Below are 14,127 nucleotides of genomic sequence, written 5' to 3' on the forward strand. Positions count from 1 at the left end.
CCCTCCATCGTTGGATTCGGGGCACGTTACAGCGAGGCGACCGCCTCGTGCAGCAGGGCGACGTACCGAGCGAGACCTGCCGCGTCGAGGACATCCGGGGAGGTCGTCACCGACAGGGTAACGGTGTCGCCGATCCCGTGCACGCCGTGGGTGAGCGCCTGCACGGGCGACAGGCCCGGGAAGCCGGAGGTGAACCGCACCCGTCCGCCACCGAGTTCCAGGTCGGCCGGCCCTCGGTGGACGCTCGACACGACGGTGTTGCCCGTGACGGTGGGTGGGACGACGGACAGGTCGAGTCGGTCGGTACCGAACCGCAGCAACGGTGCGGGGACGTGGTCGTCGGTGCGGGCCCGGATCGCCATGGCGGGGTGCCGCGCACGGATCCGTTGCAACGCCAGGTCGGCGGCGATCGCTGCGGCACGTTCGTGCGGGTCGCGGATCGCGCAGTGCAGGTCGACGCCGACGTTGCGGTAGCTGTTGCGGGCCGTGCCCGGCGCCACCGCAACCGGCACCTCGGCGGACAGTTCGTCGACGCCGAGGAACTGCGACAGGGCGGCGCCGATGGCCGTGAGCGCGCCGACGGTAACCGTGCCGACGCTGCGCAGGTCGGCGGAGTCGAACACGAGTGTGCGGACCGTCCGCCGCGGCCCGGGTGCGGTGTTCACGGCGACCAGCGGCCTCCCCGGGGTGGGTTGCGGCACCGACGGGTCGGCGAGCTGTCGCGCCGCCTCCACCGCCCGCCGTCCGTCGGCGATCACCCGCGGAATCGAGAACGGCAGCCGCAGGACGGCACGTGTGAGCATCCCGGCCGGCGAGGGGGCACGCGGCGGTGTGGTGGGTGTCGCGGTGCCCGCCAGCAGGTCGCGGGCGAGCGCGGAGGTGCGCACCCCGTCGGCGAAGGCGTGCGACATCTGCAGGACGACGAGGAGGGCGGGACCGTTCCCGCGCGGAGCACCCGTGACATGCGGGAAGACGTGCAGTCGCCACGGCGAGACGGTGACGTCGACGCGGGTCGCGACGAGTCCGGACAGCGTGTCGAGCAGGTCGCCGTAGCTACCGGATCCGTGGACGACGAACCGGTCCTCTGCAGACGTGTGCGCTGCAGGGGTGTGCGCTGCCCAATAGGGATAGTCGAGACCCGCGGGCACCTCGACCATCCGTACCTGCAGCTCCCCCATCACCTCCGCACGCGAGCGCAGCTCGTCGAGCACGTCGGCGACCGGAGCCGCGGGGGCGTCGAAACAGTAGAGGGCGAACAGGTCGCCCGGGATGCGGTCGCCGAGCCATTCCCGGCGCGCGTCCGACGGATGCATCTGCACGAGGTCACAGTCTGCCTGCCGCCCGTGGCACGTGCGGGGCGGGTATGAATGGGTCATGAGCGACGACACGACCGATCCGTACCTGTGGCTCGAGGACGTCACCGGCGAGGAACAACTCGACTGGGTGCGTGCCCGGAACGACCGAACGGTCGAGGAGTACACCCGCACCGAGAGCTTCACCGACCTCGAATCCCGCATCCGCGAGATCCTCGACACCGACGCCCGCATCCCCTATGCGCGTCGGCGGGGCGAGTACCTCTACAACTACTGGCGGGACGCCGAGCACGTGCGCGGCCTGTGGCGTCGCACGACGATGGAGCAGTACCTGCGCGACGAACCCGAATGGGACGTCCTCGTCGACCTCGACGCCGTCGCCGAGGAGGAGGGCGAGAACTGGGTGTGGTCGGGCGCCCAGGTGCTGCGGCCCGACCAGACCCGTGCGCTCATCAGCCTGTCGCGCGGTGGTGCCGACGCGAGCGTGATCCGCGAGTTCGACCTCGTCGAGCGGCGATTCGTCTCTGGCCCGGACAGTTTCGAACTGTCCGAGGCGAAGACGGACATCGGGTGGATCGACGCCGACACCGTCTACGTGGGAAGCGATTTCGGCGACGGCTCGCTCACCGACTCGGGTTATCCGCGACTCGCGAAGAAGTGGCGGCGCGGCACCCCTATCGAGGAGGCCGAGACGGTCTTCGAAGGTGAGCGCACCGATGTCGCCGTCTCCGCCTGGTACGACAACACCCCCGGTTACGAACGCAGCTTCGTCGACCGCGCGATCGACTTCTACCGGGCGCAGCGTTTCGAACTCACCGCGGACGGCGAACTCGTCGAACTCGACGTTCCCGACGACGCGCGGGTGAGCGTGTACCGCGACCACCTGCTCGTGCGCACCCGCTCCGAATGGCTCGGTCATCCCGCCGGCACCCTGCTGGCCGCGAACTATCCGGCCTTCCTCGCCGGGTCGCGCGAGGTGACGGTGCTGTTCGGTCCCGACGACCACACCTCGCTCGAGCAGTACGCGTGGACGCAGAACCATCTGCTCGTCGTCACACTGCGCGATGTGCAGACCCGCGTGCGGGTACTCACGCCGGGCGAGGACGGCTGGTCGGACGAGGAGCTGCCCGGCGTCCCCGATGCCACGTCGACCTCGATCATCGACGTCGATCCGCTCAACGGCGACGACTTCTTCCTCAACTCGAGTGGTTTCACGATCCCCGCGACCCTGCTGTCGGGGACGGTCGGCGGTCCGGTTGAGGCGATCAAGCAGGCCCCGTCGTTCTTCGACGCCGAGGGCATCACCGTCGAGCAGTTCTTCGCGACGTCCGACGACGGCACGCAGGTGCCCTACTTCGTGGTGGGTAGCAACACCGGAACCCCTTCGCCCACACTGCTGTACGGATACGGCGGATTCGAGAACTCGATGGTGCCGGCCTACAGCGGCGGCGTCGGGCGGGCGTGGCTCGAGAAGGGTTACACCTACGTCATCGCCAACATCCGCGGTGGCGGCGAGTACGGGCCCACCTGGCACACTCAGGCCCTGAAGGAGAACCGGCACAAGGTCTTCGAGGACTTCGCCGCGGTCGCGAAGGATCTCGTCGCGCGCGGGATCACGACGGCCGAGCAGCTCGGCGCCCAGGGCGGCAGCAACGGCGGTCTGCTCATGGGCGTGATGCTCACCCGCTGTCCCGAACTGTTCGGGGCGATCGTGTGCCAGGTGCCGCTGCTCGACATGAAGCGCTACCACCTGCTGCTCGCCGGTGCGTCGTGGATGGCCGAGTACGGCGATCCCGACAACCCCGCGGAGTGGGAGTTCCTGTCGAAGTACTCGCCGTACCAGAACACCGATCCGGATGCCGACTACCCGCCGATCCTCGTCACCACGTCGACGCGCGACGACCGGGTGCATCCCGGCCATGCGCGGAAGATGGTGGCGCGACTCGAGGAGCAGGGTCACGAGGTCTGGTACTACGAGAACATCGAGGGCGGCCACGGCGGCGCGGCCGACAACGCGCAGGCGGCGTTCAAGTCTGCTCTCACGTTCACCTTCCTGGCCGACAAGCTCACGAACCGGTGAACTTCGGGGAGGTTGTGTGCGTTTTCGACAATGAACACGCACACGACCTCCCTCATCTCGCCGGTCCGGTGGACTCGCGGACGACGAGCTGCGTCGGGAGCACGAGTTCGTCGGCCACCACGACCCGCTCGTAGGCCTGTCGGGCGAGCATCTCGATGGCGCGCGCCCCGGCGTCCTCGGTGCGTTCGGCGAGCGTCGTGAGCGACGGCTGGCACAGGTCGGAGCCGAAGATGTTGTCGAACCCGACCACGCTCACGTGCTCCGGCACGGACACCCCGCGTTCCCGCATCCGGCGCAGCACCCCGATGGCGAGCATGTCGTTGTGGCACACCACCGCGGTGGCACCGGCGGCCACGGCGGCGTCGGCTGCGGCGGCACCGCCACCGAGCGTCGGTGAGTAGGGGCCGAAGCGACGCACCGCGATGTCGTGGGCCTGCGCCGCGGCCTGCAGACCGGCCCAGCGCCGTGCTCCCGACCACGACTCGGGCGGACCGCCGAGGAACAACAACGAGCGGTGCCCGAGCGACGCGAGGTGGTCGACGATCTGCCGCGTGCCGGCCTCGTAATCGGCGACGACGCAGGAGATTCCGCGGATCGCGCGATTCACGAGAGTGACGGCGTCGAGGTCGGCGATGCGCCGCAGTTCGTCGTCGGGCATGCGGGCGGCCGCCAGGACGAAGCCGTCGACGGCCGGCCCCAACCGCCGGATGATGTGCGCTTCGGTGGCCGCGCTCTCCTGGGTGTCGGCGAGGACGAGGGTCCGGCCGGAGGCGACGGCGGCGCGTTCGGCCCCTTTGATCACGCCCGAGAAGAAGGGGTTCGTGATGTCGGGGACGAGCAGCGCCAAGGTGTTGGTGCGTCCCGATTCGAGGGCTCGGGCCGCGGGGTTGGGGGCGTAGCCGAGCCGGTCGGCGACCTCGAGGACGTGGTCGCGGGTGGCGGCGTTGACGCGGCCGGGGTTGGTGAACGTGCGCGAGACCGTGGACGCCGCCACCCCTGCCTCGCGGGCCACATCGGTGATGGTGGCGCGTTTCCGGGAACGCGGAGAGGCCGACATACGGACAGTATGGCAAAAAATGGCAAACGATTGCCGTGGGCTGCGCCACACCCATAACGTCCGTGTATCCGATACTGAAGACCCACCCCCCGAGGCATCCGATGACTGAGAACACCACGGTGCAGCGCACGCCCCGCAAGGCGGCGCTCGCCGCGTGGAGCGGCAGCGCACTGGAGTACTACGACCTGGCGATCTACGGCACCGCCGCTGCGCTCGTCTTCCCGAAGATCTTCTTCCCCGAGGGCAACCAGGCGGTCGCGACCGTCGCGTCGCTCGCCACCTTCGGCGTCGCCTACGTCGCGCGTCCCTTCGGTTCCGTCCTGATGGGCCACATCGGCGACCGTTTCGGCCGCAAGCTGATCCTCGTGGGCACGCTGCTGCTCATGGGTGTCTCGACCTTCCTCATCGGCTGCCTGCCGACCTACGGGCAGGTCGGCATGCTCGCGCCGATCCTGCTGGTCACCTTGAGACTCCTCCAGGGCCTGTCGGCCGCTGGTGAGCAGGCCGGCGCGAACTCGATGTCGTTCGAACACGCCCCCGACGACAAGCGCGGTTTCTTCACCAGCTGGACGCTGAGCGGCACGCAGGGCGGGCAGGTGCTCGCACCGCTGATGTTCCTGCCGGTGATCGCCCTGCTCTCCGAGGAGCAACTGCAGTCGTGGGGCTGGCGCGTGCCGTTCTGGATCAGCGCCGTGATCGTGCTGATCGGCTTCCTCATCCGCCGCAGCCTCGACGAGACCCCCGAGTTCCACGCCGAGAAGGCGCACGACGAGGCGCCCAAGGCACCGCTGGCCGTCCTCTTCCGCCACCACTGGACCGGTGTCCTGCGCGTCTTCTTCGCGGCCTTCATCGCCATGGTCAACACCGCATTCCAGGTGTTCGCCCTCAACTTCGCCACCGCCGACGAGTACGGCATCGGCATCAGCGACACCACGATGCTGTGGCTGGCGATCGTCGCCAACATCATCGCCGTCGGCACCATCCCCATGTGGGCCATGCTGTCCGACCGCATCGGCCGCAAGCCGGTCTTCGTCACCGGCCTGATCGGCAGCGCCGTCATGGTGACGGCCTTCCTGTGGTCGATCTCGCGGGGCGACGTGCCGCTCGTACTCGTCACCGGCATCCTGCTCGCCGGCGTGATCTACAGCATGCCGAACGCCGTGTGGCCCGCCACCTACGCCGAGTACTTCCCCACCAGCGTCCGCCTGTCGGGCATGGCGATCGGTACCCAGTTCGGTTTCGCGCTCGCCGGCTTCACCCCGGCCATCGCCGGGTCGCTCATGGACGGCAACGCCGACAACTGGTATCGCGTGGCCCTGTTCTGCGTCGGCGCCGTCGTCATCTCGCTGATCGCGGTGGCCACCGGACCGTCCGGAACCCACAAGGTCCCCACCCGCGAGGTCGGCCTGCTCCCCCACGACCGGAATAACGCACAGGTCCCTGCCGGAGCCGCATCGTGAGTGCCCGCCCGACGATCGCCGTCCTCAACGGGCCCAATCTCGACCTGCTCGGCACGCGCGAACCCCATCTCTACGGCACCGCCACGTTGGCGGACGTCGAGAAGTCGTGCCGTCGAACCGCCGACGACCTGGGCTTCGACATCGACTTCCGGCAGAGCAACCACGAGGGCGCACTCATCGATGCCGTCCACGAACTCCGCGAATCGGCGGCCGGTTTCGTGGTCAACGCCGCGGCCTACACGCACACCTCGGTCGCACTGCACGACGCGCTGGTGACCGTCGCGGCACCGATCGTGGAAGTGCACCTGACCAACGTCCACGCCCGCGAGGAGTTCCGGCACCGCTCGTTCGTCGCTCCCGTCGCGAAGGCCGTGATCGCCGGATGCGGCCCCGACGGATACGACTTCGCCGTCCGTCACCTGGCCGCGCTCGCACTCGACACCGAGAAGAAGGAAAGCTCCCGATGACCACCGCAGCGCCCGCACGTACGTCCTTCCTGCTGGGCCTGTTCGGCGCCGGGATCGGCGGTTCGCTCACCCCGGCCATGCAGGAACGCGAGGGTTTCGCCTCGGGACTGAACCTGACCTACCGCCTCGTCGACGCCGAGCGCCTCGGCTACGGCGCCGAGAACCTGGCCGAGATGCTCGACTGGGCACAGCGTTTCGGTTTCGACGGGCTCAACATCACGCACCCCTTCAAGCAGGTCGTGATCCCCCTGCTCGACGAGTTGTCCGACGACGCCCACGATCTCGGGGCGGTCAACACCGTGGTGTTCCGGGACGGCCGCGCGATCGGCCGCAACACCGACTGGTCCGGCTGGGGACGCGCGTTCCGCCGTCGGCTGCCCGAGGCCGTCTCCGACCGCGCCGTGCTGGTCGGGGCCGGTGGCGCCGGTTCGGCCGTCGGGTACGCGCTGCTCGAACAGGGCTCCGCGCACGTGTCCATCGTCGATGTCGACGTCGAGAAGGCGCAGGCCTGCGCGACCCGCCTGGCCAAGCGTTTCGGCGACGACCGGGTGCGCGCGACCACCGACCTCGCCGGGGCTCTGGCCTCGGCTCAGGGTCTGGTCAACGCGACCCCGACGGGCATGACCGGACACCCCGGGCTGCCTGTCCCCGCCGAACTCGTCCGCGAGGACCTGTGGGTCTCCGACGTCGTGTACTTCCCGCTCGAGACCGAACTGATCCACCTCGCCCGTTCCCGCGGCTGCCGGGTGGTGCCCGGTGGTGGCATGGCCGTCTTCCAGGCCGTGGGCGCATTCGAGTACTTCACGGGCGTCGAACCCGACGCCGAACGAATGGTCCGACACTTCGAGGAGCTGACCAGCTGATGCGCCGCGGAATCGCCACCGTCTCGCTCTCCGGTGTTCTCGCCGACAAACTCGACGCGATCGCCGCTGCAGGATTCGACGGGATCGAGATCTTCGACAACGACCTGATCGCATCGCCGCTGTCACCCGCCGAGGTGGCCCGGCGCTGCGCCGATCTCGGTCTGTCGATCGACCTGTTCCAGCCGATCCGCGACATCGAGGGTGTCGACCCGCGGCGGTTCCCCGACGTCCTACACCGCGTCCGCCGCAAGCTCGAGGTGATGAACGAGCTCGGCGCGACGACCTTCCTGGCGTGCTCGAACGCGCTGCCGACGGCGATCGACGATCCGGAGCTGTCCGCCGAACAGTTGCGCACCGTCGGCGATCTCGCCGCCTCGCACGGGGTCACCTTCGCCTACGAGGCCCTCGCCTGGGGACGTCACGTCAATCGGGTCGGGCAGGCGTGGAGCCTCGTCGAACGCGCCGACCACCCTGCGGTGACGCTGGCCGTGGACACTTTCCACATGCTCGCGCGCGGCGACGACGGACGCGCCCTGGCCGGCATCCCCGGTGAGCGCATCGGTTTCCTGCAGGTCGCCGACGCGCCGGTTCTCGACATGAACGTCCTCGAGTGGAGCCGTCACTTCCGGTGCTTCCCAGGGCAGGGCATGCTCGACGTCTCCGGGGTGGTCGCGGCCGTGCTCGACGCCGGCTACGACGGGCCGCTCTCGCTCGAGGTCTTCAGCGACGTGGTGCGCGAAGCGGATCCGCATGTGACCGCGCGCGACGCGATGCGGTCGCTGCTGTTCCTCGAGGATCGGCTCGGTGCGCGGGTCACCGGCCCCGCACGTGAGAAGGTGACGGTCGCGCCGCCGCTTCCGGCGCGGACCGACGCGGCGTTCGTCGAACTCGCCGACCCCGACCGCACCGAGTACCCGGCGCTGCTCACCGGACTCGGATTCCACATCGCCGGCCGGCACCGCAGCAAGCCCGTCGTGTGGTGGCGCAACGGCGGCGCGAACGTCGTCCTCAACGAAGAGCCCGCGCCGGGCCCCGCCGCGACCGCGTTGGGTCTCGTCGCCCCCGATGTCGCGGCGGTGGCCGAACGCGCCGCGAGCCTGCTGTGGCCCGCGGTCGACCGCACCCGCGGAGAGGGCGAGGCGGGCCTGCCGGGCATCACCTCCCCCTCCGGTCTGCACGTCTTCGTCAGTGCCGAGGCGGGACAGACCGACGACTGGCACAACGACTTCGTGTCCGACGACGGCGCGGGCACCTCACCTGTCGACGAGGGATGGCTCGGTCTCGACCACGTCGACGTGACGGTCGCGGCGGACGACCTGAACCAGGAGCTGTCGTTCTTCCGCACCCTGTTCGGACTGCGGCCGGAGGACCCGGAGGAGTACATCCAGCCGCAGGGCCGCCTGCGCATCCGCGCTCTGCGCGCGGAGAAGGGCGACCTGCGGGTCGCGCTGAACGTCTCCGATACCGGTGCTGCGCCACAGCCGCACGGCGTGACCCAGCTGGCCTTCGCCACGGCCGACGTCGTCGACTCGGTGCGGCACGCACGTGCGCGCGGGGTGGAGTTCCTCCGGCCGCCCGCGAACTACTATGCCGATCTCGATGCGCGGTTCGTGCTCGACCCGGACCTGCTCGTCGTCCTGCAGGACAACGGGTTGCTCTACGACCGCAACGACGACGGTGGCGAATTCCTGCACGCGTACTCGCTCCCGGTGCAGGGTGGCTTCCAGGTCGAGCTCCTCGAACGGCGCGGCGGTTACACCGGATACGGCTCCCCCAACGCCCACGTCCGGCTCGCCGCGGCCGCCCGCGCGGGATCAGCGGTCGCGTAGCCAGGTCACGATCTTCGCGACGGTGTCGTCGTTGTCGCGGATCCATCCGTTGTGGCCCAGTGCCCGCGGGTTGTGCCACCGGGCGACCTCGGCGGCGGGCAGCTTCTCGAGCAGGTGCTGCGCCGACTCGATCGGGGTGAGGTCGTCGCCTTCGATCGTGATCGACAGGACGGGCAGCGTGAGACGCCCGATCCGTTCCTCGTAGTCGATGTCCGCACCGGCCGGTTCGAACCGGCCGGTGCGGGCCAGTCGCGCCCAGTCGGAGATCAGCACGCGCGACTGCCGGCCGAATCCGGCGACGTCGATGCGGTCGCCGGGCCAGAAACCGGCAACCGCGGCGGTCAGCGACATCGCCGTCGCCCCGAGCCACAGCCCCGGTCCGCGGATACCACCGTGGTGGCGGTAATAGGGCGTGCCCGAGGCGACGAGGATCAGCCCGCCGAGGCGTCCGCGGATGCGCGCGGCGTAGAGCACCCCGAGTTGCCCGCCCATGGAGTGGCCGAGCAGGTACGGCGTCGAATCGGGGAAACGCTCCCGCACCACCTCGAAGACGGCGGGGAAATGCGTCGCGACGATCTCGTGATAGCCGTAGGTGCTCTCGGGCCCGGGTCTCGGACGGCTGTCGCCCTGCCCGGCCAGTTCACAGATCGCCGCGTCGAATCCGTGGTCGGTGATCGCCTGCGCGAACGGCTCGTAGTAACCGGCCGGGATGCCGAGCCCTGGCACGATCACCACGACGGCGCGGGAAGCGTCGCGGCGTGTCTCGTGTTCGTGGTCGGGTCCCGCGAAGAGGCGCACCGGGGCCGTGGTGCCCCCGGGAAGCTGGATCGGTACGGTCTCCACCGGCCCAGACTAGGCCGATCCGGACGCGGCGGGTGCCGGTTTCCCCGCCCCCGAACTTCACCGCCCTCCGAATTTCATCGCTACCCCGAGTCCGGAATTCAGGGTCGGGATGGGGGTCGTGCCCGGATGTGCTCGGGCCGGGTCGCGGCGGACGATCGAAATGTCCGGTCCAGCACCCTTTCGGAGGAACCCATGCGTACCCTTGCCACCCGCTCCCGTCTCGCGACCGCCGCCGTCCTGTCGCTCGGCACCGCCGCAGTGTTTCTCGGAACAGGAACTGCCGCAGCACAATCCGCGCCCGGTGTCGTGGGCATGAGCGAGCAGGCCGCGGTCGGCGTGCTCACCGCGGAGGGTGTGCCGTACTCGATCGTCAACCGGTCCGGTTCCGCCGGCGGCGACTGCACCGTGACCGCTCAGCGCGACCGGGGATACCGGACCGAGGTCGAGTACGAATACGACAGTGACGACAACGAGTTCGACCGTGTCGAACGTCAGGTGTGGCGCGGAGTCGGCCTGACGGTCGTGTGCCGCTGACGAGTCCTGACGGTCAGTCCAGACCGAAACCGCGCTCCCGCAGGGCTTCTCGCATCTTCTCCCTGCTCCCGAGCGCACCGGGCGACGCGAAGCGCCCGAGTACACGTTCGACCCAGCTCTCCGCCAGACCCTGATCGCGGTAGAAGCCGGCGATCTCCTCCTCGTAGGCGGCGAGGCCGACATCCCGCTCCTCGGTCGAGTACTGCTCGCGATGCAGCACCACATCCTGACCCAACCGCGGCTTGACCTCCGCCTCCACCTCGGGATCGGGACGGCCCACCACCAGCCCGACCACAGCGAAACTGTGGTCGGGCAGAGCCAGTTCTGCGGCCACGTCACGCGGATGATTGCGGATCGCTCCGATGTAGACGGTGCCGAGACCGAGTGATTCCGCAGCGAGCACCGCGTTCTGCGCGGCGAGCGCGGCATCGACCACACCGAGCAGGGCCGACTCCACGTAGTCGACGTTGACGAGGTCCTTGTCGTGCTGCTCGGCGACCCGCGCCGCGCGGGCGAGGTCGGCCACCCACACGAGCAGGAGCGGAGCGTCACGCACCGCCGGCTGATTGCCGGCGAGAGTCGCGATCCGGGCGAGCCGGTCGCGGTCGGTGACGGCCACGACGCTCCACAACTGCAGGTTGCTCGAGCTCGCGGCGGAGGAAGCCGCGGCCACGATTGCGCGCAGATCGTTCTCGGAGACGGCCTCGGGAAGGAACTTCCGCACGGAGCGATGCGCCAGTTGAAGAGCGATGACGTCGTTCCACGCGCCGGAACCACCACGGCCGGCCACCTGCTCAGCGGCGCGGGTGCCGTACCTGCGGCGCAGTGCGGCGAGCTGTTCGTCGAGGACGACGTCGGTCATGGCGGGGAGATCTCCTTCTGATCGGCAGTACCGACGGTCGAGTCTGCCTCCTCGCGTCCCGGCCGCCGAGCATTGCCCTCAGCATGATTTCAGCGGCGTCCGGGCCGGCTCGTCCGGTCGACCCCGAGACGAAGATCAGGGTGAAGATCCGGGCCGTTCCCGGATGTGCCGGGACCGTCACGGCGACAGGATGAATGCATGAACTTCGAGAACCAGGCTCCCCGTCCCTTCACCCGTTCCTCGTCCCAGCGCATGCTCGGTGGTGTGTGCGCCGGACTGGCCGAGTACTTCAACGTCGACCTCAATCTCGTGCGTGCAGGCGCAGTCCTCGCGGCCTTCGTCACGGGCGGCACCGCCGTGTTGCTCTACCTCGCCCTGTGGATGCTGATCCCCGAGAACTGAGAAGGATCACGGGGTCGGCCGAGACGACGACACCCCCGGCGGATCTCCGTCGGGGGTGTCGTGCTCCGCTGCGAGGCAGCGGCACAGCATGTTCAGCTCAGCAAGAACTACTGCTGGCCGAGGCCGAGGACGGCACTGCCGGTCTCGAGCAGGGTGCCGAGCAGTTCGGTGCCGCCGAGCAGTTCGAGGGCGGAGCCGATGAGTTCGATGACGTCCATGAGAATCTCCTTCGTCCGATCACATACCGGACGGGTGTCGTCCGATTGCTTTTCACCTACCCGGAATTCGATCGGAATTCCGTCGGGCTCGCATCAATTCTCAACACACTCGCCGCGCCTGCGCGACCCGAGAATACGCAAAACGGATGTGATGACATTCACACTCACAGAGAAGCCGGGACGAGCTCACATATGTCCAGCTCACAGCGTCAAGGAAGGAAAACGGAACGTCCGTACCCATTTATTTCCGTTTGAACTCGATATTTCCGTTCGACCCGATTCATCCCGTTCGCTGACCGATTATGGCGAATCGACCGATCCATCGGATGAATAACGACCGAAAGAAGATGCCCGATTCGACCGGGATCGAATCGGGCATTTCCGGTGGATTGTCCGGGACCGCTACAGTCCGACCGCCTGCGACAGAAGCGGCCACGAGTTGCGCAGATCACCCTCCCACCGGGCCCCACATGTTCTCGGGGTCGCCGCCCTTGACGCGCATGACAGCCTGCACGTAGGACTGCCCAGCGGCGTGCTCGTCCCGGCGTATCCGCTGTATGCCCCGACCGCCTCGTACAGCTCAGGGGCCGCCGCAACAAGGCCGAGCATCGATGTCCCGGACATCGACAGGCCCGCAATGGCGTTGCGTCCGATGTCCGAACTCCGTGTCGATGATCGGCGGGAGTTCGTGCGTCAGGAAGGTCGTCCGCATGTTGCGGCCGAGCGTGGGATCCCGGTTGCGCCAATCGGTGTAGTAGCTGTAGCCGCCGAGGAGCGGTGTGACGACGTGATGTTCTTGCCCGACTGTTCTCGACGGTCCGAGCACGCCTCCAAGAGCAGCGCAGACCAGGTCGTCTATCAAAACGGACAATGTGGCACTTCCGTAACTTCCATCGCATCCCGACTCGATCTCATGACAGGACATTCCGACACATCACCTATAATTGGATCCATTTACTCAATTATTGAATCCAAGCGAGGATCCATGTCCATCACTCCGCCAGGTCTCTTGGGGCGCCGTTTCTGGCTCCTGTTCGCCGCGTCGACGCTCGTGTGCACGACGACCGGCACTGTCGCCCCCGCCCTCCCTCAGTACATCCAGAACGATCTCGGTCACAGCGCCACCGTGGTGGGGATTGTCGTGGGCGCGGCGTCGGTCCTGTCCGTGATCGCCAACCCCGTTCTCGGGCGGATCACCGATCGGGCCGGACGCCGCCGGATGGGAATGTCGGGCGCCGCACTGGGAGTCCTCGGGATGGGGGTGCTTCTGCTGGCCGGCGGGCTGTGGAACGTAGTCGGTGGGCGGGCGCTGTTCGGGATCGGTGCCATCGCGCTGAACGTCGCGCTCACCGCCTGGGTGGTGGACGCGGCACGGGCGGATGCGCGGGGACGCGCCCTGGGGATGTTCGGCATCAGCGTGTGGATCGGCCTGGCGGCAGGTCCCCAGATCGGTCAGACTCTGCTGCACGAGTACGGCTTCACCGCCGTCTGGCTCGCCTGCGCCGCCATGCAGGCGGGGGCGTTCGGGTGCATCGCGGCCGCTCCGCGTCGCCCCCGGACCGCGGTCGTGGACAGGACCCCGCAGAAGTGGGGACCTGTGGTGGCCGCCACCGCCCGCCCCAGCGCGATCGCCGCGGCCGCGTGGACCGGTGAATCGATCCTGATGTCCTTCCTCATCCTCCATCTCGTCGACCGCGGCGTGCCGTCCACCGGCCCGACCGGTGCGGCGGCGGTCTTCACAGTCTTCTCCGCCGGCGTGGTCGGTTTCCGGTTGCTCCTCGGTACCCGGGTGGATCGGTGGCGGCCGCAGGTCACGGTGGCGGGGGCCCTGGCCGCCACCACCGCCGGTTACGTCGTCCTCGCCTTCGCGAGCAGCTTCCCAGTCGCCGCGATCGGGGCCGCACTGCTCGGCTGCGGGTTCTCCCCCCTGTATCCGGCACTGCTGATGCTCACCACCGGCCGGCTCCACCCGAACAGCCGCGCGGCGGGGCTCGGTGTGTTCACCTCGGGTGTCGAGCTGGGCCTCGCCGTCGGGGTGTTCGCCGGCGGCGTCCTCGTGGACCGGGCCGGTGGTGGAGCCGCAATGCTCGGCGCAGCGGGTTTCCAGATCGTCGCGATGGTCGTGCTGCTGTGCCGCCCGTGGCGCGTCACCCCCTCCCCCGCACCGGTCGGCGTGGCTGCGGAGGCCTGAACGGCACA

Annotated in this window: 12 protein-coding genes and 1 pseudogene; 8 read left to right on the forward strand and 5 right to left on the reverse strand. The window is 68.8% G+C overall.

Annotated features, from left to right (window positions below):
- Window positions 1-26: 26 nt before the first annotated feature.
- A complete protein-coding gene (locus CKW34_RS18750; RefSeq protein ID WP_080968415.1) occupies window positions 27-1,376 on the reverse strand; it encodes a wax ester/triacylglycerol synthase domain-containing protein in 1,350 nt (449 codons plus the stop codon).
- Between CKW34_RS18750 and CKW34_RS18755 the strand changes: the two genes are divergently transcribed.
- On the forward strand, window positions 1,375-3,393 hold the full coding sequence (locus CKW34_RS18755) for a prolyl oligopeptidase family serine peptidase (RefSeq protein WP_059384297.1): 2,019 nt from the start codon (window positions 1,375-1,377) through the stop codon (window positions 3,391-3,393). The two genes, CKW34_RS18750 and CKW34_RS18755, sit on opposite strands and share 2 nt — an antisense overlap.
- 52 nt (window positions 3,394-3,445) lie before the next feature.
- On the opposite strand, the gene CKW34_RS18760 is transcribed toward CKW34_RS18755, so the two are convergent.
- Window positions 3,446-4,450 carry a LacI family DNA-binding transcriptional regulator gene (locus tag CKW34_RS18760; protein WP_059384298.1) on the reverse strand — a complete coding sequence of 335 codons (1,005 nt, stop codon included), beginning with the start codon at window positions 4,448-4,450 and terminating at the stop codon, window positions 3,446-3,448.
- Window positions 4,451-4,551: 101 nt separating this feature from the next.
- Here CKW34_RS18760 and CKW34_RS18765 point away from each other — a divergent pair, with 101 nt between their 5' ends.
- From CKW34_RS18765 to CKW34_RS18780, 4 genes are read left to right on the forward strand one after another with little or no spacing between them, the layout of a single operon-like run.
- The gene (locus CKW34_RS18765; RefSeq protein WP_059384299.1) at window positions 4,552-5,910 is read left to right on the forward strand and encodes an MFS transporter; all 1,359 of its coding nucleotides are present in this window, start codon (window positions 4,552-4,554) and stop codon (window positions 5,908-5,910) included.
- Window positions 5,907-6,377: a type II 3-dehydroquinate dehydratase gene (aroQ, locus tag CKW34_RS18770; protein ID WP_059384300.1), complete on the forward strand. Its 471-nt coding sequence runs from the start codon at window positions 5,907-5,909 to the stop codon at window positions 6,375-6,377. Before CKW34_RS18765 ends, aroQ begins: the two co-directional genes overlap by 4 nt.
- Entirely contained in the window at window positions 6,374-7,240 is an 867-nt protein-coding gene (locus tag CKW34_RS18775) for a shikimate dehydrogenase (RefSeq protein ID WP_059384301.1), read from the forward strand. The genes aroQ and CKW34_RS18775 overlap by 4 nt, the downstream gene beginning before the upstream one ends.
- Complete coding sequence (locus CKW34_RS18780; protein WP_059384302.1) at window positions 7,240-9,069, forward strand: bifunctional sugar phosphate isomerase/epimerase/4-hydroxyphenylpyruvate dioxygenase family protein; 1,830 nt, start codon at window positions 7,240-7,242, stop codon at window positions 9,067-9,069. Before CKW34_RS18775 ends, CKW34_RS18780 begins: the two co-directional genes overlap by 1 nt.
- On the opposite strand, the gene CKW34_RS18785 is transcribed toward CKW34_RS18780, so the two are convergent.
- Window positions 9,055-9,912 carry an alpha/beta hydrolase family protein gene (locus tag CKW34_RS18785; protein WP_059384303.1) on the reverse strand — a complete coding sequence of 286 codons (858 nt, stop codon included), beginning with the start codon at window positions 9,910-9,912 and terminating at the stop codon, window positions 9,055-9,057. The genes CKW34_RS18780 and CKW34_RS18785 overlap by 15 nt on opposite strands.
- A 192-nt stretch (window positions 9,913-10,104) precedes the next feature.
- On the opposite strand from CKW34_RS18785, the gene CKW34_RS18790 reads away from it, so the two are divergent.
- Window positions 10,105-10,446, forward strand: a complete 342-nt coding sequence (locus tag CKW34_RS18790; RefSeq protein WP_059384304.1) for a hypothetical protein — start codon at window positions 10,105-10,107, stop codon at window positions 10,444-10,446.
- Between the two features lie 13 nt (window positions 10,447-10,459).
- Here the strand turns inward: CKW34_RS18790 and CKW34_RS18795 are convergent, their stop codons facing one another.
- Complete coding sequence (locus tag CKW34_RS18795) at window positions 10,460-11,308, reverse strand: NADPH-dependent oxidoreductase (protein ID WP_059384305.1); 849 nt, start codon at window positions 11,306-11,308, stop codon at window positions 10,460-10,462.
- Window positions 11,309-11,506: 198 nt separating this feature from the next.
- Here CKW34_RS18795 and CKW34_RS18800 point away from each other — a divergent pair, with 198 nt between their 5' ends.
- Window positions 11,507-11,710, forward strand: a complete 204-nt coding sequence (locus CKW34_RS18800; protein ID WP_006553621.1) for a PspC domain-containing protein — start codon at window positions 11,507-11,509, stop codon at window positions 11,708-11,710.
- A gap of 672 nt (window positions 11,711-12,382) precedes the next feature.
- On the opposite strand, the pseudogene CKW34_RS18805 reads toward CKW34_RS18800, so the two are convergent.
- Window positions 12,383-12,718: pseudogene (locus CKW34_RS18805) on the reverse strand (alpha/beta hydrolase-fold protein); the annotation flags it as partial.
- Window positions 12,719-12,913: 195 nt separating this feature from the next.
- Between CKW34_RS18805 and CKW34_RS18810 the strand changes: the two are divergent.
- Window positions 12,914-14,119: an MFS transporter gene (locus tag CKW34_RS18810; protein WP_157742112.1), complete on the forward strand. Its 1,206-nt coding sequence runs from the start codon at window positions 12,914-12,916 to the stop codon at window positions 14,117-14,119.
- Window positions 14,120-14,127: the final 8 nt, after the last annotated feature.

It is taken from the genome of Rhodococcus rhodochrous, assembly GCF_900187265.1.
Lineage (GTDB): Bacteria > Actinomycetota > Actinomycetes > Mycobacteriales > Mycobacteriaceae > Rhodococcus > Rhodococcus rhodochrous.

Coding starts and splice junctions, on each gene's coding strand:
- CKW34_RS18810 (WP_157742112.1), top strand. CDS start 12,914: ATGTCCATCACTCCGCCAGGTCTCTTGGGGCGCCGTTTCTGGCTCCTG.
- CKW34_RS18760 (WP_059384298.1), bottom strand. CDS start 4,450: ATGTCGGCCTCTCCGCGTTCCCGGAAACGCGCCACCATCACCGATGTG.
- CKW34_RS18795 (WP_059384305.1), bottom strand. CDS start 11,308: ATGACCGACGTCGTCCTCGACGAACAGCTCGCCGCACTGCGCCGCAGG.
- CKW34_RS18775 (WP_059384301.1), top strand. CDS start 6,374: ATGACCACCGCAGCGCCCGCACGTACGTCCTTCCTGCTGGGCCTGTTC.
- CKW34_RS18780 (WP_059384302.1), top strand. CDS start 7,240: ATGCGCCGCGGAATCGCCACCGTCTCGCTCTCCGGTGTTCTCGCCGAC.
- CKW34_RS18755 (WP_059384297.1), top strand. CDS start 1,375: ATGAGCGACGACACGACCGATCCGTACCTGTGGCTCGAGGACGTCACC.
- CKW34_RS18800 (WP_006553621.1), top strand. CDS start 11,507: ATGAACTTCGAGAACCAGGCTCCCCGTCCCTTCACCCGTTCCTCGTCC.
- CKW34_RS18750 (WP_080968415.1), bottom strand. CDS start 1,376: ATGACCCATTCATACCCGCCCCGCACGTGCCACGGGCGGCAGGCAGAC.
- CKW34_RS18765 (WP_059384299.1), top strand. CDS start 4,552: ATGACTGAGAACACCACGGTGCAGCGCACGCCCCGCAAGGCGGCGCTC.
- CKW34_RS18790 (WP_059384304.1), top strand. CDS start 10,105: ATGCGTACCCTTGCCACCCGCTCCCGTCTCGCGACCGCCGCCGTCCTG.